Source organism: Rhodococcus spongiicola, assembly GCF_004011835.1.
In the GTDB taxonomy this organism is placed as follows: Bacteria; Actinomycetota; Actinomycetes; order Mycobacteriales; family Mycobacteriaceae; genus Prescottella; species Prescottella spongiicola.
Window position 1 is genome coordinate 92,459 of the sequence record NZ_RKLN01000005.1, and the last position, 19,117, is coordinate 111,575.

Below are 19,117 nucleotides of genomic sequence, written 5' to 3' on the forward strand. Positions count from 1 at the left end.
AACGAATTCTCGCCACAGGAGCAGGAAGCGGATCGCTTCACCGCAGTGAGGTCGAGGGGTGGACAGGAGGCAGCCAGCGCAACGTCCAAACTTACACCCAAACTCAGTCGATGTCGAGCAGGGCACAGAGAAGACACTTCGCGTGAGTGCCGCGCGCGGGTTACCGCGTTAATGTTCACGCATAGAGTGACGCGTGATGATCTCCGCGTCAAGCCCGGTCCCGATGTTCCGACCGGAAGGAATGTCGGAAACACCACGATCTGGAATCTTTCGTCGGGCGACGGGGCGCTGGCCGATCTGCCCCGAACGCCCGACTACTGATCCGCGATATCAGACAATAACCACACGCCCCCCACTTTTTCCATCCGGATGATCAGCGGGCCCGAGGCGCTCCCCTGCGCCACGCCGTTCTCCTCGGCACTGACGATCATGTTCACGACCAATTCTGCGCGGTCGCCGTCGAGGACCTTGACCCCGACGTCGGTCAGATGGACAGCCGTGCTCGTGCCGGACTGCTTGACCGCCGACACCGTCACGTCGACGGTTTCGTCGAACTCGCCGCGCATCCCCTCGGTCAGCACACTGCGAGCGCGGTCCGGGTACTGATCGATGTTGTCGGGGGCATACGCGTAGAGCGTGTCCAGCGCGGACCGGGTCGCGTCGGCGACCTCGGAGGTAGCCGCGATGTCGACATACGCGGTGTTGCTCACGTGCGTGCCCGGCCGCCACGCCGCAACGGCCGCGAACGCCGCCAGCAACACCGCGGCGGCGCCGAGCACGGCCACGCGTCGCCAGCTGAGCCGACCAGGAGTCGCCACCGGCGCGGCCTCCGGAACCTCCGGCGCGGCGACCTCCGGAACCTCCAGGGCGGCCGCCTCTGGAATCTCCGGAGCGGTAGCCTCTGGAATCTCCGGAGCGGTAGCCTCTGGAATCTCCGGAGCGGTAGCCTCGTCGGCCGCTACAGCCTCGACTGCTTCAGGCGGCGCAGCAACAGCTTTCCCGGTCTTCCGCAAGTCCACCTTGCCCTTGGCGGGAGCATTCTGCGCGGTCGTCGACAGACCCTCGACAGCCGGCGTCGTAGCGGCGGCCGAAGGGTCGGCTGGGACGGCAGGGGTGGCCTCGGAAGTGGCTGAGTTGGTTTCGGAAGTCGGACGAACCGAACTGCCGGCAATCTTCCGGCGCCGCGAAGACGTGATTGACCCGGGCTTACGGCGAATCGGGGGCACTGCACACACTCCTTCGGATTCTCGGCACTACCGGCCGCCGGCGTCGGGCCCAGGCTCTTCAGGTCCGGCACCTGGTTCTTCCGATCCGGCATTGGGATCCGGCTGCTGCGCCGGGGTCTGGTCGAGAAGCACGTCGTTGCCGAGGTTCACCCACTCCGATACCTTCCAGACCCCGTCGTCGCCCTCGTCCATGGTCAACCTCATCGTCTTCCGCCACGTCTCCGAGAACTGGTCCGGCCACGTTGTGGTGGTGGCGAGCACGACGAGAGCATCCGCCGTACCGTCGTCGGTGTCGAGCGACGTCAGCGTCGCCCCGAGTACCTCCGCCATGGTGCGCGCGCCAGTCTGCTCAATCTGTTGCGTGTACTGGTCCCGAGTCGCGGTCACATAGTCGGTAAGGTCGCCGGTGATCGACGACTCAATGTTGTCGAACGACTGGTCCAGGTTCGCGGAGTCGTACGAGTTGAGGTTGATCGCGGCCTGACGGGCGTCGGACAACGCCGACTCACGAGCATCGGCCTTCGGCTTCTCCACGAAGGCAGCACCGAACCAGCCTGGGGCGAAGGCGATCGCTGCGCTCGCCGCGCCGACGAGGATGACCATCACCGCAGCAGTCGCCGCTACCAGGGCTTTCGTGTTCTTGGTGGTGCTGCGATTGGTCGTGGTGTTCGTCACACGGCAACCCTACTTTCGGGTGGTTGAGCTTCCGCACGCTACCGGATCGGCGCGACGCCCATGAGGGTCGCGATTTGGGTGGCGATCGGATTCAGGTCGAGCTTGTCTGGGTCGGTCTTGGGGATGGTGTCCCACGGTTGCGGGGTCAGCGGGTCGGCATAGACGATGCGCTCGGCACTGCGCACGCCGGTCGGGTTGCCCTGCTCCACGGCACATCGCACGTTCGTGTTGAACGGGAAATCGTCAACGGTGTCGTCGAAGTTCGGGTTCTGGGCCTTCATCTGCTCGAGGATTTCGTATGTGCCCTCGTAGCCCTGCGTGCACGGTACCGGGTTGTTCGTCTCGAACACGAGGCCGAAGTGGATGGTGCCGTCGCCGGGAGCTACCGCCGAGGCTCCGGCCGACAGCGCAGGCAGGAACTGGAACAGCGGCTGCAGTGTGATCGACCTCGGGCCTACCGTCGTGAAGGTCGCCGCCAGGTTCGTCAGGTCCGTGGTCAGCGCCTCGCCACTGTCGTCGACCACCACGCCGACCGTATCCGAGGCGTCCTTGCCGGTGCCTATCAGCCTTCGGACATCCGGGTCGCTCGACTTCAGCTGCGCCGCCAACTGCTCGAGGCCACTACTGAACTCGCGGATCGCGCCGGACTGGTCGGCCTGGGTGTCGAGGACGACCCGGCCGTCGCTGATGAGAGCAAGCGTCTGCGGCAGCGCCTCATTCGCGGTGTCGGTGAACCGGTTGAGCGAGTCGACGAGCACCTGCAGGTCCTCACCCTTGCCGGAGAAGGCCTTGCCGAGTTCGACGACGGTCGTACGTAACGACTCGATGGGCACCGAACGGGCCAACCGGTCGACACTGCTGATCAGGTCCTCGACCGGGATCGGTGTGGCCGTGTTCTTCTCGGAGATCTCCGACCCGTCGGTCAGGTACGGGCCCTCGTCGGTGTCAGGTTGCAGGTCCACGTACTGCTCACCGATCGCGGACCGGTTCGCGACGACAGCCTTGGCGGACGCCGGAATCCGGGGGGCACCGTCGCTGATCATGAGCGCGACCGACACCCCGTCCTCGGTCAGTGTCAGGTCTCCGACACGCCCGACCGGTACACCCCGGTAGGTCACCTCCGCGTTGGTGAAGATGCCGCCGGAGGTCGCGAACTGCGCATCCACCTGGTATTCGCCGAACCCGAGCAGGGTGTCGAGTCGGACGTACTTGGCACCGACAAAGCTGATACCGAGCACCGCGATGAGAACGAATGCCACCAACTGCCACCTGGCCAGCCGAGAGACCATTACTCACCCACCTTCAGCAGTTGCAGGAATGCATCGAACGGGTTCTGGGGCGCGTTCGTCGCCGGCAGCGGAGCTGTGCCCGGCGCCGGTTCCGGGTTCGGCACGATCGGCGGCAGCGGCAGCAACGACACCGTCGGCCAACCCGGTCGCGGACCGTTGCCGTTGTAGTACGGATTGCTCGGGTTCACCGGGACCGGAGGACCGTACTGGGGCGGGTAGTAGACCGGGTCGGGCTTGCCGACGCCCAAGTTCGACAGGACTTCCCCGATCTGCAGGTCGATGGACAAGAACACGTTGGCCTGGCCACCGTGAATCGACGGGATGATCGAGTCCGGGAACGGGAACGTCGGAACGATCGGCGCCGACGTGATGATGTCCGGTGCCGCCTCGCCCAGCTGCTGCAGCGTGGGCCGCAGCGCGCGCAGGTCCGCGATCAGGTCGTCCTTCGACCGGTTGACGACGTCTGCTCCGACCTGGCCGAGCCGATCCACCTGGGTAAGCATCTGCACCAACTGCGGGCGTTGCTCTTCGAGGATCTCGATGCCTTCGGGCAACTCGTCGAGGATCTTCTCGAGCTTGGCGGTCTGGTCCCCGACCCGGGCATTGAGCGTGTCGAGTCCGTCCAGTGTGCGAGTGATCGAGTCACGCTGCGCCTCGAGCCCCCGAATCAGGGTGTTCGTCTGCTCGAGGAGACTGCGAACCTTGGTCTCCCGGCCGTCGAGGGCCACTTCGAGCTCCGAGACGATCGGCTGCAACTGCGCAACGCCACCACCGTTGAGCAGCAAAGACATAGCACCAAGCACCTGTTCGATGTCGGTGGCGTACCGGGTTCGATCCATCGGGATGGTGGCGCCGTTCGCCAGCCGGTCGGTCGACGGGTCCTCGACCGGTGCAGAGAGCGCGATGAACTTCTCCCCCAGCAGGCTGGACTGTTCGACCTCGGCGACCGCGTTGGCCGGGAGATCGACCGAACTGTTGATCAGGGTGTCGACCTGCGCGGTCCAGCCGTCCGGCGCCACCTCGATCTTCTCGACCCGCCCGACCGGGACGCCATCGACCTTGACGCTCGACTGCGGGACCAGGTCGAGCACGTCGCCGAACTGGATCGTCACCCGGATCGGGTCGCTGCCGATGTCCGCGCCGCCGGGCAATGGGATCGAATAGATGCCACCCGAACCGCACGCGCTCGCCGTCAACGCCACCGCGCACACGCCTGCAGCCACCGCTGCCGCTCGCATCCTCACCGCCCTCACGGCGTGCCCCCCAACCGCGGCGACTGGATGCCCGGAACGGTTCCTGGAACCGCCCCCTGCTGCAGATTGTCGCCACTCAAGATACCCAGTGGCAGGTTCAACGTCGGGGTCCTGACGTCCGCGGTCAGCTGATCCGTGATGAGCTTGCAGTTGTCGATGAGCGGCCTCATCTCCTCGCCGATCGCCTCGAACCGCGGATCACCGGGCATCAACTTGGCCACATCGATGAGCTTGCAGCCCAGTCCGAACGGATCCTGCAGGTCGGTCAGGTCGACGCGCATGTGCAGGGTGCCGGACTCGCCGTCGTGGGCGTTGACGAGGTTGCTGATCGCCAGCGGAATCGTCACCAACGCCTCCGCGAGCGAATCCCGCTGATCCGCAATGGTCTGGGTGACGGTCGTGAGGCCGTCGAGATTCTGGTCGAGCAAGTCCCTGTTGTTCTCGACGAACCGGGCCACATCTCCGAGTGCGAGCGACAACTGGTTGAGCGCCAGCCCGAGGCTGTCCTTCTCTGCCGCCAGATATCCGCTCAAATCCGCGAGTTGGGTGTTGAACTGGCGCACCTGCGCATCGTTCGCCGCAAGAGCGCTGACGAACACCTGCAGGTTCTTGACGGTGTCGAAGATGTCGGCGCGAGAGTCCGACAGTCTGCGGGCCGCTGCGGACAACTGCGTGAAGGTGTTGCCGAGCGCATCGCCGTTGCCGTCGAGGTTCGCGGCCGCGGTATCGACCAGGTCGGATAGCGCGCCGTCACTGTTGGCGCCGTTCGGCCCCAGTGCCTCCGACAGTTCGGTGACGCTCGCGTACAACCGATCGACCTCGACCGGCGTCGCCGTCCGCGATCGCGGGATCGTCGCGTCTCGGCCCATCTTGTCGCCACCGGTGTACACGGGGGTGAGCTGGATGTAGCGGTCGGACACGACCGATGGTGTCACCTGCGCGGCCCGTGCGTCGGCGGGGATGTCGATGCCGCGGTCGACGGTCATCTTCACCTCGACCTCGGCGCCCAGCGGCACCACCGAGTCGACCGTGCCGACCTTGACACCGAGGACACGCACGTCGGAACCCGCGTAGATGCCCACCGACCGGTCGAAGTACGCGGTGATCCTGGTAGTGCCCACGTTCTGGAACAGCCACCACGGCAGTCCGACCGCCAGGACCGCGAATGCCGTGATCAGGGCGACCGGAATCCATCTGCGACGACCGGCTCGGGTCTCACTCATCGGGTCCCCCCAAAGTGCGGAAAGGCTCGCGGTATCCGGGGATCTCCGGGAGCCCAGGCGGGGTCAGGTTGGTTACCGCTGTGTCGAACCATCGGCCGTTGCCGAGAACGTTGGCGTAGATCCGGTAGAACGGTCCTGCGTACTCGAGCGCCTTGCTCACGTTCTCCTGGTTCTCGTTGAGGATGTCGATCACGCCCTGCAACTGAGTCAGAGCCGGGGTGATCTGCTCCTCGTTGTCGGCGACCAACCCGGTGAGCTCCTGGGACAGGGTCTGCGTGCTCCTCAGCAGTTGACCGATCGCCTGCTGCCGGTTGTTGAGCTCGACAAGCAGGGTGCCCCCGTTCGCGAGAATTTGATCGAACTGCTCGCTGCGGTCGGCCATGATCCGCGAAGTCTGCCTCGTGGCGTCGAACAGCCGCTCGAGTTCTTGGTCGCGCTTGGCCAACGTCTCGGACAGCCGGGCGATACCGTCGAGCGAACTGCGGATCTCGTCAGGGGTTCCCGAGAACGCCTGCGACAGCACCTCGAAACTGGACGCCAGCTGGTCGGTGTCGACCTGCTCGAGCGTCAACGCCGCGTCGCTGAAGGCGTCGATGACATCGTATGGCGACGTGGTCCGCTCGAGCGGAATCCGTGCCCCTGAGTGGAGGACGTCGGTGCCACGCGGGTCGAGCGCCAGATACTTCTGTCCAAGGATCGTTTTGATCTGGATCGACGCGGTGGTCTGGTCACCGATCCACGCGTCCTGGGTACGGAATGTCACCAGGACGCGGTCGCCGTCGAGTTCCACGTCGGTCACCTTGCCGACCTTCACACCGGCCACCCGCACCTCATTGCCCGGTCTGAGTCCCGCAGCTTCGGAGAATTCGGCGGTGAACCGGTTGGCGGCACCGACGATCGGCAGGCTGTCGAGGAAGGTCGCCGACAGGGTCGCGAGCAGGATCACGACGATGCCGAGGGCACCGGTGACCGCTGGGGTGCGCTTCTTGCTCATCGCTCACCGTCCACGAAGCAGCGCGGGGCTGCGTTGGTGTAGATCGGTTGGTTGACGGTCGGGAGATTCGTCGGGAGGTTCAACTGCGGCGCGGTGCCGGGCCCGGCGACGATGTCGATGCCGCAGAGGTAGAACTGGAACCACGAGCCGTAGCTGCCGACCCGGCCCAGCTTCTCCATCTTCACCGGCAAGTTCGCGAGGACCTGGTTCACATCGTCGGACCGGTCGTTGATGTGCCCGGCCAGCATGTTGAGGCCGGCGATCGAGCCTTGGATCGACGGCCGCGTGGGCACCAACAGGTCCGCGGTTGCGGCGGTCAACTCGGACAGCGACTGCACCGATTGACCGACCATGTCCCGATCTGCGTTGAGCCCACTGACCAGGCGCTCGGTGTTCACGATCAACTGGTCGACCTGCTCGTCACGCTGGTTGACGGTGTCGAGCACCTTCTCGAGGTTGGTGATCAGTTCGCCGATCACCCTGTCCTTGTCGGCAATCGTGTTGGTCAGGGACGCGGTGTTTGCCACGAGTTCCTCGATGGTTCCGCCTTCCCCCTGGAACACTTGGATGATCTGGTACGACAGCCTGTTGACGTCGTCGGCGCTGAGCGTCTGGAACAGGGGGCGGAACCCGTTGAACAGCGTCGTGAGGTTCACGGCCGGCTTGGTCCGGTCGAGCGGGATCGTCTCCCCCTCGGTGATCTTGTACCCCTGCTGACCGGCGCCCTGCTCGAGCGCGATGTACCGCTGCCCGACGAGGTTGCGGAACCGGATCGTCGCCGTCGTGCTGGCCGGCAGCCAGTCGCGATCGGTGACCGTGAACTCGACCTGCGCCTCGCGGTCGTCCACGATCTCGATCTTGGTCACTTGTCCGACGCGGACTCCGGCAATGCGGACCTCGTCACCCTTGTTCAGTGACGTGACGTCGGTGAAGCGCGCGTTGAACTTGGTTCCCCCGGCGGCACCTGCATTCGCGATCGTGAGTGCGAGCAGGCCCGTCGCAACGATCGTGACCACCGCGAAGATCAGCAGTTTGGTGAGCGGGCCGGCCACCCCTCGCAGGTGTCGCCTCATTTGACGCTCACCTCATTTCCGCGGAGCGCAGGGGCACCGATCATCGTCGTCCAGGACGCCAGGTCCTCCGGAGCGGTACCGGTGGCCGCGCCGTAGACGACGGCCAGGGTGTCGCGCTCGAGCTGCGAGCCGGCGTACGTCGCGGCCGGCAGCACCGAGTACTGCGGGGCCGGAACCTCGGGGATGTTCTGCTCGCCCGGGTAGCGGGTCGGAATCTGGTACGAACCGTCATGAATCGAACCGCCCGGATACTGGCCGATGTCGACGCCCAGCGGCGGCGGCTCGTAGCAACGGGGTCCCCGGGTGTCGATCAACCGCGGCTCGTCCTGGTTGGGAAGGTAGCGACCTCGAGGGTTGACCAACTCGATCGTGGTCCGAGCGCCCGGCATGTCGGTGCCCTCGCCGGTGATCGCACCGGACCGCTCCATCACCTCAGCGAAGTTCTCGAACGTGCAGCCGAACGTCCCGGAGAACCGCGCCAGGATCTCGAGCGCCTCGCGCGAGTCCGCGGCGATCGAGATGAGCGAATCGCGGTTGGTGGTGAGCAGGTCGGTGGTGCTCGATCCGGTCGACGTGACCGATGCCATCAGCGCGTCGAGGGAGTTACGTTCCTCGACAATGGTGGCATTGGTGGTGCGCAGATCGTCGAGTGCGTCGATCAACTGCGGCGCGGCGTCCGAGTACGTCTGTGTGAAGGTCGCGAAACTCTGCAGACCGGCCTCCACGTCCGGCATGCGGGTGTTCACGTCCGCGAAGATCGTGTCGAGCTGGTCGAGGGTGACCCCGAGCCGCTCACCACGGCCGTCGAGCGCCTGCGACAGAGCACCGAGGGTCGATGCGAGGCTCTCCGGCGGAATCGCCTGCAGCAGCGGCAACAGGTCATCGAACAGCTGACCCAACTCGATCGCGTTTCCGCTCTTGTCCTGGTGGATGGTGCCGCCCGCACGAATCGGGGTGGGGCTCGGATTCTCCGGAATGACGATGTCGACGTACCGCTCGCCGTACAGCGTCTTCGGCAACAACCTCGCGGTCGCGTTCGACGGGATCAGGTCGACCTTGTCCGGATCGATCGCCATGACCGACGTGACCTGTCCGTTCTCGGTCGACGCGTCACGCACCTCCCCGACGATCAGACCGCGCACCTTGATGTCGGCATTCCGTGGCAGCGCATTACCGACCGTGTCCGTGACGAGGTCGACCTCGACGACGGGCTTGAAGGTCTTGTTGTAGGTCGCGACGGTTCCACCGATGAACAGGGCCAGAACCACGAAGAACGCAAGTCCCATGACCCGACGGCGCAGCTTCGAAGGAGACTCGATCATCCGGCCACCCGCACTGTGGTCGTCGTGCCCCAGATCGCAAGGCTGAGGAAGAAGTCCAGGATGGCGATGGTGACGATGGCGGTACGCACGGCGCGCCCGACCGCGACGCCGACGCCGGCCGGTCCGCCGCTCGCGTGGAATCCGTAGTAGCAGTGAACGAGGATCAGGACGAACGCGAACACCAACACCTTGCCGAAGGACCACAGCACGTCCTCGGGCGGCAGGAACAGGTTGAAGTAGTGGTCGTACGAGCCCGTGGACTGGCCGTTGATCACGGTGCTCACGACACGCGACGCGAGATACGCCGCGAGCAGGCCCACGATGTAGAGCGGGATCACCGCGACGAAGCCGGCGATCACCCGGGTGGTGACGAGGAAAGGCACACTCGGCACCGCCATCACCTCGAGCGCGTCGATCTCCTCCGAGATACGCATCGCGCCGAGTTGTGCGGTGAACCCACAGCCCACCGTGGCCGACAGTGCAAGCGCCGCAACCACCGGCGCTAGTTCACGGGTGTTGACGTATGCCGACAGGAAGCCCGTCAGGACCGAACTGCCGATCTGATCCAGAGCCGCGAAGCCCTGCAGGCCGACGACGACGCCGGTGAAACCGGACATCATCACGATGACGCCGATCGTTCCGCCTATCACCGCCAGCGCGCCGCTGCCGAAGGTCACCTCGGCGAGTAGCCGGAGTACCTCCTTGCCGTATCGACGCAGCGTCCGCGGGGTCCACGCGATGGCCCTCACGTAGAAGGACATCTGCTCGCCGGCATTGTCGAGCACATCCAATGGCTTGCGCACCGCCCCCCGCACCCGTGTCAGCGCCTGGTCGCTGCGGCTCCGCGCGATCGTCATCCGCTCACGCCCCCTTCGCCGGAACAATCTGCAGGTAAACCGCCGTGAGGATCAGGTTTGTGAAGAACAGCAGCAGGAAGGTGATGACGACAGCCTGGTTCACCGCCTCTCCGACACCCTTGGGACCACCCTTCGGAGTCAGCCCCTTGTAGGCCGCGACCACACCGGCGATGACACCGAAGATGGCGGCCTTGATCTCCGCGGCAAACAGATCGGGAAGCTGGGCGAGCGCCGAGAACGATGCGAGGTAAGCGCCTGGAGTACCGCCTTGAAGGACGACGTTGAAGAAGTAGCCGCCCGCGATGCCGATGACCGAGACGAGGCCGTTGAGCAGCACCGCCACCAGCACCATCGCTAGCACCCGCGGCACGACGAGACGCTGGATCGGGTTGATGCCCAGAACCTCCATCGCGTCGATCTCCTCGCGGATGGTCCGCGAGCCGAGATCGGCGGTGACCGCAGATCCGGCTGCGCCTGCGATCAGGAGCGCGGTCACGATCGGACTGCCCTGTTGGATCACGGTGAGGACGCTGGCGGCACCCGTGAACGATTCGGCACCCAGCTGTTTGATGAGCGAGCCGGTCTGCAGAGACACCACCGCGCCGAACGGAATCGCGACGAGCGCGGTCGGCAGGATCGTCACACTCGCAATGAACCAGGCCTGTTCGATGAACTCCTTGAACTGGAACGGTCGCTTGAAGGTATTGCGGACCACGTCGATGAATAGTTGGACGAGATTGCCGGCCTGCTCCAGCGCCCCGGTGAGCGGCTTCGGCATCGAGGTGGCCCCCATACGCGGTCTCACTAACCGCGCTCGAAGGTGGACTGCCCGAGTCCTCCGTCGTCGTACGCGGGTATCACCTGGGTGTCGTCACCATCTTCCAGGCTCGCCAGGATGCCCTGCTGCGCCTCGTACGGCAGGGTGTGGAGGATCTGGCGGACTCGCGCCTGGCGACGCGCGACTGCCTGCCGGAAGGGAAGCCCAGGTGTGGCCTGCATCTGTGGCACCACACCGCGGACGTCGTCGGTACCGCCGTGGTGATGTCCGGCGTCGACGAGAGCCTGCTCGTGCGCCATCTGCACCTCGTCCTTTTCCTCGGACATTCCGATCGGACCGATCTTGCTTCCGTTGAGGAACTGGTGGACGACAGGCTCGTCACTCGTCAGCAGCACCTCTCGGGGCCCGAACATGACGAGTTGCTTGCGGAAGAGCATGCCCAGGTTGTCGGGCACGGTGCGAGCGAGGTTGATGTTGTGCGTAACTATCAGAATCGTGGCGTCGATCTGCGCGTTGATGTCGATCAGCAGCTGGCTCAGGTACGTCGTACGAACAGGATCGAGACCGGAGTCCGGTTCGTCGACGAGGATGATTTGGGGATCGAGCACCAACGCACGGGCCAATCCGGCGCGCTTGCGCATACCGCCGGAGATCTCACCGGGAAGCTTGCCCTCCGCGCCGACCAGACCGTTGAGTTCGAGTTTCTCCATCACGATCTGGCGGATCTCGGATTCGGATTTCTTGGTGTGCTCACGCAGCGGGAAGGCCACATTGTCGTAGAGGTTCATCGACCCGAAGAGCGCACCATCCTGGAACAGGACGCCGAAGAGCTTGCGGATCTCGTACAAATCACGCGAGGAGCACTGCAGGATATCGGTGCCGTCGATGACGATAGAGCCTTCTTCGGGCCGGAGCAGACCGATCAGGGACTTGAGGAACACCGACTTGCCGGTTCCTGACGGTCCCAGCAGTGCGCTGACCTCGCCAGCCGGCAGCGTGAGGGTCACGTCCTGCCAGATCTTCTGAGAGCCGAATGACTTTGTGAGCCCTTCGACCGCTACCTCGACTCCCACTATTTCCTCCTGCGTCAGGCAAGTCGCCCCCACCGTGGTGCTCACTGTGGGTTGCGTCACTGTATCGCATTGGCGTTGCCATCCCTGCCACCGAACCTGACCTGTGAGTAAGGTTCATCCACAGCCGGATGGTTTGCGGTTGAAACTATGTCCGAACATCACGACCGGATCAAGGCCGAAATCCAGAAAGGGCCGCCCCACAACGGGAACGGCCCTTTCGTCCTTGCCTCGACGAGACAAGTTGCTTCGCCAAGATGCGAAGCGGAAGATCGTCTTACTTGACGGTGATCTTCGCGCCGGCAGCCTCGAGCTTCTCCTTGGCAGCGTCGGCAGCGTCCTTGGCAACCTTCTCCAGGATCGGCTTCGGCGCGCCCTCGACGAGGTCCTTGGCCTCCTTCAGGCCCAGGCCGGACACGACCTCGCGGACGACCTTGATGACCTGGATCTTCTTGTCGCCAGCCGACTCCAGGATGACGTCGAACTCGTCCTGCTCGGACTCGGCCTCGCCGGCAGCAGCCGGAGCACCCGCGGCAGCCGCAACTGCGACCGGAGCGGCGGCGGTGACCTCGAAGGTCTCCTCGAAAGCCTTCACGAACTCCGAGAGCTCGAGGAGGGTGAGCTCCTTGAACGCGTCCAGCAACTCTTCGGTGGTGAGCTTCGCCATGATGGCGGTCCTTCCTATCTAAGTCCTGTGTCGCCGATCCGCGACCGGACAGGTGGTGATGGTTGTGATGCGCAGGTGCGGATCAGCTATTCGGCGGCCTCGGCGGGAGCCTCGGCCCCGCCCTCCGCAGCCTTCTTCTCCTGCAGCGCGGCGGCCAGGCGGGCCACCTGCGAGGCGGGAGCGTTGAACAGGCCGGCAGCCTTTGCCAAGTTGCCCTTCATCGCGCCGGCGAGCTTGGCCAACAGCACCTCGCGGGACTCGAGGTCCGCGATCTTGTTGACCTGATCCACGGACAGCGGAGCGCCGTCCATGTAGCCGCCCTTGATGATGAGCGCCTTGTTGTCCTTCGCGAAGGTCTTCAGGGCCTTCGCAGCGTCGACCGGCTCGCCCTTGATGAATGCAATGGCGGTCGGTCCGACGAACAGGTCGTCAAGGCCCCCGACGCCCGCCTCAGCGGCGGCACGCTTGACCAGGGTGTTCTTGGCGACGGAGTAGGTGGCACCCTCTCCGAGAGCGCGTCGCAGCTCGGTCAGGCTCGTTACCGACAGACCACGGTATTCCGTGATCACTGCGGCAGTCGACTCCTTGAACTGCTCGGTGATCTCCGCTACTGCGGAAACCTTCTCAGGCTTTGCCATACTTCGCCTCCTCTCGTGACAGTCGTTGTTCCACTGTTGACACGGTCGTCCGACGCGACAGTCGTCCGACGTGGGCCGTGACATGCAAAACGCCCCGGTGCAGGGCACACGGGGCGTACACGAGGAGATCCATCTTCCGGCGTAGCCGGGCGCAGACAAACATCCCCCACCTCGTCCTCCTGCGTGGGCCGCCGGGCAATCCCGGACCTTCAACCGATCCCATTGCTGGGCACGGTGACCAACGGTCTTGGGTAGAACAGTTTTCGGGGCGGAGCTCGCATCAAGCACCGAACTCCATCGAGCAGCGTAACGAAGTCGGCTCTCGAGCGCAAAAACGGCATCGCCCTGTTCGCCGACCGTGCCCACCATCACACGGCCTCGGCGGCCCATCGCCGACTCGTTCGCGCGCCCGGTCCTCGAATACGTCGAAGGCCGGCACAGATCGCTCTGCGCCGGCCTTCGGGGTCGATCAGGTCGCGAGGTGTCGCGACTTACTCGCCGTCCTCGAGGAGGTTACGGGTACGGTTCGGGTCCACCGGGATGCCCGGTCCGGTGGTGGTCGAAACCGTGATCTTCTTGACGTAACGGCCCTTCGCCGACGACGGCTTGACACGCAGGACCTCGTCCAGTGCCGCACCGTAGTTCTCGACCAGCTTGGTGTCGTCGAACGACGCCTTGCCGATCACGAAATGCAGGTTGGCCTGCTTGTCGACGCGGAAGTTGATCTTTCCGCCCTTGATGTCGGCGACAGCCTTCGAGACCTCGGGGGTGACCGTGCCGGTCTTCGGGTTCGGCATCAGGCCGCGCGGTCCGAGGACGCGGGCGATGCGGCCGACCTTGGCCATCTGGTCCGGGGTGGCGATCGCGGCGTCGAAGTCCGTCCAACCGCCCTGGATACGCTCGATCAGGTCGTCGGAGCCGACAGCGTCCGCACCGGCGGCCTCGGCCTCTGCGGCCTTCTCGCCGACAGCGAACACCACGACGCGCGCGGTCTTACCGGTACCGTGCGGCAGGTTGACCGTGCCACGAACCATCTGGTCTGCCTTGCGGGGGTCCACGCCCAGGCGGATCGCAACCTCGACGGTCGCGTCCATCTTGGTCGACGAGGTGTCCTTGGCCAGCTTCGCAGCCTGCAGGGGGCTGTAGAGCTTGGTCGCGTCAATCTTCTCCGCGGCGGCGAGATATGCCTTGCTGCGCTTTGCCATTTCTTCTGTCCTTACTTCTCACCCGGGCGTACTGTTCCGGGCGAATGGTTCAGTTGTGGTTTCGGACCTGGCCGGTCCTCCCACGGGCGGAATCAGCCCTCGACCGTGATACCCATCGAACGAGCGGTGCCCGCGATGATCTTCGCGGCCGCGTCGATGTCGTTCGCGTTGAGGTCTTCCTGCTTGGTCTTCGCGATCTCGCGCACCTGGTCCATGGTCACGGTCGCGACCTTGGTCTTGTGCGGCTCGCCGGAGCCCTTCTGGACACCAGCAGCCTTGAGCAGCAGCTTGGCGGCCGGCGGGGTCTTCAGCTTGAAATCGAAGCTGCGGTCTTCGTAGACCGAGATCTCCACAGGGATTACATTGCCGCGCTGGGACTCAGTCGCCGCGTTGTAGGCCTTGCAGAACTCCATGATGTTGACGCCGTGCTGACCGAGCGCCGGACCCACGGGCGGTGCAGGGTTGGCCTGACCAGCCTGGATCTGAAGCTTGATGAGCCCTGCGAGCTTCTTCTTCTTGGGGGGCATCTTCGTTCCTTGTTCTTACTGGGTTTGTTTCTTGCGTACTGCGTGCAAGTGTGCGGGTCCCGAGGTCCGGTCCCACGACGTCGAGCACCGAACGACGCGGGATGTGGGCTAGATCTTCTGGACCTGGTTGAAGGACAACTCCACCGGGGTCTCGCGACCGAAGATCGAGACTAGGACCTTGAGCTTCTGCTGCTCGGCATTCACCTCGCTGATACTCGCCGGCAGGGTCGCGAACGGGCCGTCCATGACGGTGACCGACTCGCCGACCTCGAAGTCGACCTCGATTGCCGGCTTGGCCGTGGCCGGAGCCGCAGCCTCACCGCCGGCGACGGCAGCAGCGGCCGCGGGCTTCTTCTGCCCCTCCTGCGGCATGAGAAACTTCATGACCTCGTTCAACGACAACGGCGACGGACGCGAGGTGGCACCGACGAAGCCGGTGACGCCCGGGGTGTTGCGGACCGCGCCCCACGACTCGTCGTTGAGGTCCATGCGGACGAGGATGTAGCCGGGCAGGATCTTGCGATTGACCTGCTTGCGCTGGCCGCCCTTGATCTCGGTGACCTCTTCCGTGGGAACCTCCACCTGGAAGATGTAGTCACCGACGTCGAGATTCTGGACGCGCGTCTCGAGATTGGCCTTCACCTTGTTCTCGTAGCCGGCGTAGGAGTGGATGACGTACCAGTCGCCGGGAGCCCTGCGCAGCGCCGCCTTGAACTCGGCGGCAGGATCGACCTCTTCCTCTGCGGTCTCCGGAGCCTGCTCTGCCACGGCACCGTCCTCGACCTGCCCACCGGCAGCGTCGCCTTCGACAACTGCGTCGTCAGACACACCGTCTTCGGCTACGGTCTCGGCCGAAACACGCTCATCGGCCTGGGCCTCGGCCGAAACACGCTCCTCGGCCGAGCCCTCGTCAGAGTCGTTCTCGGGGGTGCTCACTGGAGGCACTCTTCCTCTCGTCAATCACATCGTTCAGGAACGCCGACGGGCGCGCCCGGGTTAGCCGAACAACCAGGAGGCGCCCCTCAGGAACACCACGTCGAGGACGGAGATGAACGTCACCATGAAGGTGACGAACACGAGCACCACGATGGTGTAGGTGATCATCTGCTTGCGATTGGGCCAGATGACCTTCTTGAGTTCGGCGATCACTTCCCGCAGGAAGCGACGAATCCGCTTGAAGATGTTCTCGGTGTGGGGCTTGTCCACGGTGCCGGACTTCTTGGCACCCGACTTCGAGGCGTCGACGGAACGCGCCTTCGGCGACCTGACGGAGGAAGCCGCGACCGCGGGCTTCGACGCCTCCACGGCGCCGGCTCGACGCCCGGTGCGCTTGCCACTCGGCCTTCCTGCTGGGACCGCGCTCGTGGGGTTCTCTTCAGCAGAAGTGTTGCCGTTTGCGGACTGATTGGAAACGGCCGATTCGTCGACGGGGCTGGAGTCCCAAGACCCGGTCGTGCCGCCGTCGCGCTTGCCGCGCTCCTCGCTCACGTCGTTCCTCTCAGTCGCTGGCCAATCCGGGTGCAGGGGCGACAGGACTTGAACCTGCAACCTGCGGTTTTGGAGACCGCTGCTCTGCCAATTGAGCTACGCCCCTTCGGTCGGCCGATCGAGCCGGCCGACCAATCTGGGTTCACATGACATGCGCGCCACCCCGTGCGGACCGTTCACAGCCTGTAGCAACAACCTGTGACGGAACCGTTGGGCAGCGCGCAGCGCCTGAGTAACCCCAGAAACTTTAGTGTACTTGAACGACCGGATCAAACCCAATCCGCTCGGCGCTCAGGCCAAGCGGACCGTTGCCGTGGCTCGTCCGAAAATCCTACGACCCTCGGATTTCGCCACGATCGCGACTACCGCGGTCTTGCTTTCGGCGTCCACCGACTTGATCTTGCCGGTGAACTGCACTTCGGCGGCCTTGTCGGCCGCCACATACACCGGGCTGGTGAACCGAACGTTGTATTCGGTCACGGCACCCGGATCGCCGAGCCAGGACGAGACGAATCCGCCACCCAGACCCATGGTGAGCATTCCGTGCGCGACGACGTCCGGCAGGCCCGCAAGACGGGCCACGTGGTCACTCCAGTGGATCGGGTTGGGGTCGCCCGACACGCCGGCGTAGTTGACGAGGTTGCCACGGGTCAGGGTAACGACGCGTTCGGGCAGTTCGTCACCGACAGCGACGTCCTCGAACCTACGAAGCGACATGCATCATCACATCCCTGACCGCGTGGGCGATGTTGTCGTCCACCTCACCCCCGGAGCGCGCAACAAGTGTGGTCCAGGTGGTCTGAACCGGTTCGCCGTTCAGATCGGAGGCGATGTTCTTGGTGACGATGATGTCACTGCCGGCAACCTGGCGGAACGACTCCAGGTAGATGTCGGCGATCAGGCGATCGCCGGCCTTCAGCGGCCGGTGGAACACGAACCTTTGATCGGTCTGCATGATCTGGCTGAGGTCGTAGCCTGTGACGATCTCCTCGAACAGCCTGCGCTGGGCGAGCATACCGAGGACCGACAGGAAGGTCAGCGGTGCGACGAGGCCGTCGTATCCGAGGCCCTGGGCCGCTTCCTCGTCGTGATGAGCGGGATGGTCGTCGAGCACGGCGCGGGCGTACTCGCGAATCTTCTCCCTGCCGATTTCGTAGAAGTCGCTCACGCGATAGTGGTGTCCCACCATCGCGGCCGCATGTGCGGCGGGATCGACCGTCAACTCGGCCTCTCTCACGACTGTCTCTGTCACGGCAATACCCCCCTGTCGACGCCATCCATTAGGGCAGTCTGTCAGTGAACGCGACGCGCGAGCGTCAACTACGAGAAGAAACTACTTGGACTCGCGATGAGCTCGGTGAGTTCCGCAGTTCGGGCAGAACTTCTTCAGCTCGAGGCGATCGGGATCGTTGCGACGGTTCTTCTTGGTGATGTAGTTGCGGTGCTTGCACACCTCGCAGGCCAAGGTGATCTTCGGCCGAACATCAGTCGAGGAGGCCACTGGACGCCTTCTTTCGCGTGAATCTGATCAGAAATCGATCAGGATGGATCATTCATCTTGTGTAGCGGTGACCGGACTTGAACCGGCGACGCAACGATTATGAGTCGTTTGCTCTACCAACTGAGCTACACCGCCTCGGTGTCGAGTGTCGCGCTAAAACGGCGGCACCACAATCCAGCGAGCCCCCTGACGGAATCGAACCGTCGACCTTTTCCTTACCATGGAAACGCTCTGCCGACTGAGCTAAGGGGGCGCGGCTTCACTGCGCACCCCGTGCGCTGAAGCCTCCAGAAGATTACACAGACCTTTACCCCAGCACCAAATTTGCTGGTCAAGATAGGTGAATCCTCGCCACTACGATATCGGGTCACAGCGGCCCTTTGCCCTCGCCGGCCCCACGACGAGAAGGGCGGCCTCCTTACCGGGCGACGACCACAGTGCCGACGACCCAGGGCGGACGACGAGAGCTCGACGACTGGGCGCCGAAAACAGTTCAGCCCCGGAACTTTTCAGTACCGGGGCTGAACTGGTGGCAGGTGTAGGATTCGAACCTACGTAGGCGTAAGCCGACGGATTTACAGTCCGCTCCCATTGGCCGCTCGGGCAACCTGCCTTGACTGCGACCAGGGCACCTCGGCGCCCTGACGCGTATCGAAGAATACAACGAAGTCCCCCCGGATACGCAAACCGAGTGGATACGGGCGGTTGCGAACCGATAGCGTCGAGGCCAACCCGCCACTGCCCGTGGTGGGCTCGACTGCTAGTGAAATAGGAGTGTGAAGTGGCTGATTCGTCCTTCGACGTGGTGAGCAAGGTTGACCGTCAAGAGGTAGACAACGCTCTGCATCAGGCCGCGAAGGAGTTGGGCACCCGGTTCGATTTCCGGAACACCGGGGCGAGCATCGAGTGGTCCGGCGAGGAGTCGATCGCACTGAGTGCCGAGACCGAGGAGCGCCTCCTGGCGGCGCTCGAGGTGTTCAAGGAGAAGCTGATTCGCCGCGACATCTCGCTGAAGGCGTTCGATGCCGGGGAGCCCTCACAGTCCGGCAAGATCTACAAGCTGAGCGGATCCCTGGTCCAGGGCATCAGCAGCGAGAACGCCAAGAAGATCTCGAAGAAGATCCGCGACGAGGGCCCCAAGGGCGTCAAGGCGCAGATTCAGGGCGACGAGCTGCGTGTGACCAGTAAGAAGCGTGACGACCTACAGGCGGTCATCACGCTTCTGAAGAACGAGGACTTCGGTATCGCCCTGCAGTTCGTCAACTATCGCTAGGGCAGCTGCGACGGCCACGGTGCGCGCCCCCAGCTGTGACGGTTGAGCGCGCACCGTC

The 19,117-nt window shown here is 64.4% G+C and carries 21 protein-coding genes and 4 tRNA genes; 1 reads left to right on the forward strand and 24 read right to left on the reverse strand.

What is annotated here, in order from left to right:
- Positions 1–314 precede the first annotated feature (314 nt).
- The 24 genes from EF834_RS18530 to EF834_RS13925 form a co-directional block, all read right to left on the reverse strand.
- Positions 315–1,226 (reverse strand): mammalian cell entry protein, encoded by a 912-nt coding sequence (locus EF834_RS18530; protein WP_235871203.1) that lies wholly within the window; start codon positions 1,224–1,226, stop codon positions 315–317.
- A gap of 27 nt (positions 1,227–1,253) precedes the next feature.
- Positions 1,254–1,901 (reverse strand): mammalian cell entry protein, encoded by a 648-nt coding sequence (locus EF834_RS13815; RefSeq protein WP_127947820.1) that lies wholly within the window; start codon positions 1,899–1,901, stop codon positions 1,254–1,256.
- Between the two features lie 38 nt (positions 1,902–1,939).
- A complete protein-coding gene (locus EF834_RS13820; protein WP_127947821.1) occupies positions 1,940–3,190 on the reverse strand; it encodes an MCE family protein in 1,251 nt (416 codons plus the stop codon).
- On the reverse strand, positions 3,190–4,428 hold the full coding sequence (locus tag EF834_RS13825) for an MCE family protein (protein ID WP_206615282.1): 1,239 nt from the start codon (positions 4,426–4,428) through the stop codon (positions 3,190–3,192). Before EF834_RS13825 ends, EF834_RS13820 begins: the two co-directional genes overlap by 1 nt.
- Before the next feature lie 11 nt (positions 4,429–4,439).
- Complete coding sequence (locus EF834_RS13830; protein WP_127947823.1) at positions 4,440–5,666, reverse strand: MCE family protein; 1,227 nt, start codon at positions 5,664–5,666, stop codon at positions 4,440–4,442.
- Entirely contained in the window at positions 5,659–6,660 is a 1,002-nt protein-coding gene (locus tag EF834_RS13835; protein ID WP_127947824.1) for an MCE family protein, read from the reverse strand. Before EF834_RS13835 ends, EF834_RS13830 begins: the two co-directional genes overlap by 8 nt.
- Entirely contained in the window at positions 6,657–7,721 is a 1,065-nt protein-coding gene (locus EF834_RS13840) for an MCE family protein (protein WP_127948114.1), read from the reverse strand. Before EF834_RS13840 ends, EF834_RS13835 begins: the two co-directional genes overlap by 4 nt.
- A gap of 8 nt (positions 7,722–7,729) precedes the next feature.
- Positions 7,730–9,055, reverse strand: coding sequence for an MCE family protein (locus tag EF834_RS13845; RefSeq protein ID WP_127947825.1), 1,326 nt, complete (start codon positions 9,053–9,055; stop codon positions 7,730–7,732).
- Positions 9,052–9,912 carry an MlaE family ABC transporter permease gene (locus EF834_RS13850; RefSeq protein ID WP_127947826.1) on the reverse strand — a complete coding sequence of 287 codons (861 nt, stop codon included), beginning with the start codon at positions 9,910–9,912 and terminating at the stop codon, positions 9,052–9,054. The genes EF834_RS13845 and EF834_RS13850 overlap by 4 nt, the downstream gene beginning before the upstream one ends.
- 4 nt (positions 9,913–9,916) lie before the next feature.
- The gene (locus EF834_RS13855; protein ID WP_127947827.1) at positions 9,917–10,705 is read right to left on the reverse strand and encodes an MlaE family ABC transporter permease; all 789 of its coding nucleotides are present in this window, start codon (positions 10,703–10,705) and stop codon (positions 9,917–9,919) included.
- A gap of 11 nt (positions 10,706–10,716) precedes the next feature.
- Entirely contained in the window at positions 10,717–11,766 is a 1,050-nt protein-coding gene (locus EF834_RS13860; RefSeq protein ID WP_127948115.1) for an ABC transporter ATP-binding protein, read from the reverse strand.
- Positions 11,767–12,037: 271 nt separating this feature from the next.
- Positions 12,038–12,427, reverse strand: a complete 390-nt coding sequence (gene rplL, locus EF834_RS13865) for a 50S ribosomal protein L7/L12 (protein ID WP_127947828.1) — start codon at positions 12,425–12,427, stop codon at positions 12,038–12,040.
- Between the two features lie 86 nt (positions 12,428–12,513).
- The gene (gene rplJ, locus EF834_RS13870) at positions 12,514–13,065 is read right to left on the reverse strand and encodes a 50S ribosomal protein L10 (RefSeq protein ID WP_127947829.1); all 552 of its coding nucleotides are present in this window, start codon (positions 13,063–13,065) and stop codon (positions 12,514–12,516) included.
- 491 nt (positions 13,066–13,556) lie between these two features.
- The gene (gene rplA / locus EF834_RS13875; protein WP_127947830.1) at positions 13,557–14,270 is read right to left on the reverse strand and encodes a 50S ribosomal protein L1; all 714 of its coding nucleotides are present in this window, start codon (positions 14,268–14,270) and stop codon (positions 13,557–13,559) included.
- 92 nt (positions 14,271–14,362) lie between these two features.
- Entirely contained in the window at positions 14,363–14,797 is a 435-nt protein-coding gene (gene rplK, locus EF834_RS13880) for a 50S ribosomal protein L11 (RefSeq protein ID WP_127947831.1), read from the reverse strand.
- A gap of 108 nt (positions 14,798–14,905) precedes the next feature.
- On the reverse strand, positions 14,906–15,733 hold the full coding sequence (nusG, locus tag EF834_RS13885) for a transcription termination/antitermination protein NusG (protein WP_127947832.1): 828 nt from the start codon (positions 15,731–15,733) through the stop codon (positions 14,906–14,908).
- A 60-nt stretch (positions 15,734–15,793) separates the two neighbouring features.
- A complete protein-coding gene (gene secE, locus EF834_RS13890; RefSeq protein ID WP_127947833.1) occupies positions 15,794–16,285 on the reverse strand; it encodes a preprotein translocase subunit SecE in 492 nt (163 codons plus the stop codon).
- A 33-nt stretch (positions 16,286–16,318) separates the two neighbouring features.
- Positions 16,319–16,391 (reverse strand) — tRNA-Trp (locus EF834_RS13895).
- A gap of 185 nt (positions 16,392–16,576) precedes the next feature.
- On the reverse strand, positions 16,577–17,002 hold the full coding sequence (gene hadB / locus EF834_RS13900; RefSeq protein WP_127947834.1) for a (3R)-hydroxyacyl-ACP dehydratase subunit HadB: 426 nt from the start codon (positions 17,000–17,002) through the stop codon (positions 16,577–16,579).
- Positions 16,989–17,474 (reverse strand): (3R)-hydroxyacyl-ACP dehydratase subunit HadA, encoded by a 486-nt coding sequence (gene hadA, locus EF834_RS13905; RefSeq protein WP_127948116.1) that lies wholly within the window; start codon positions 17,472–17,474, stop codon positions 16,989–16,991. The genes hadB and hadA overlap by 14 nt, the downstream gene beginning before the upstream one ends.
- 144 nt (positions 17,475–17,618) lie before the next feature.
- Positions 17,619–17,786, reverse strand: coding sequence for a 50S ribosomal protein L33 (rpmG, locus tag EF834_RS13910; protein WP_003937613.1), 168 nt, complete (start codon positions 17,784–17,786; stop codon positions 17,619–17,621).
- 62 nt (positions 17,787–17,848) lie between these two features.
- Positions 17,849–17,921: transfer RNA gene (locus EF834_RS13915), tRNA-Met, on the reverse strand.
- A gap of 45 nt (positions 17,922–17,966) precedes the next feature.
- Positions 17,967–18,039, reverse strand: a tRNA-Thr gene (locus EF834_RS13920).
- A 274-nt stretch (positions 18,040–18,313) separates the two neighbouring features.
- Positions 18,314–18,399, reverse strand: a tRNA-Tyr gene (locus tag EF834_RS13925).
- A 168-nt stretch (positions 18,400–18,567) separates the two neighbouring features.
- On the opposite strand from EF834_RS13925, the gene EF834_RS13930 reads away from it, so the two are divergent.
- Positions 18,568–19,059, forward strand: a complete 492-nt coding sequence (locus EF834_RS13930) for a YajQ family cyclic di-GMP-binding protein (protein ID WP_127947835.1) — start codon at positions 18,568–18,570, stop codon at positions 19,057–19,059.
- Positions 19,060–19,117 lie beyond the last annotated feature (58 nt).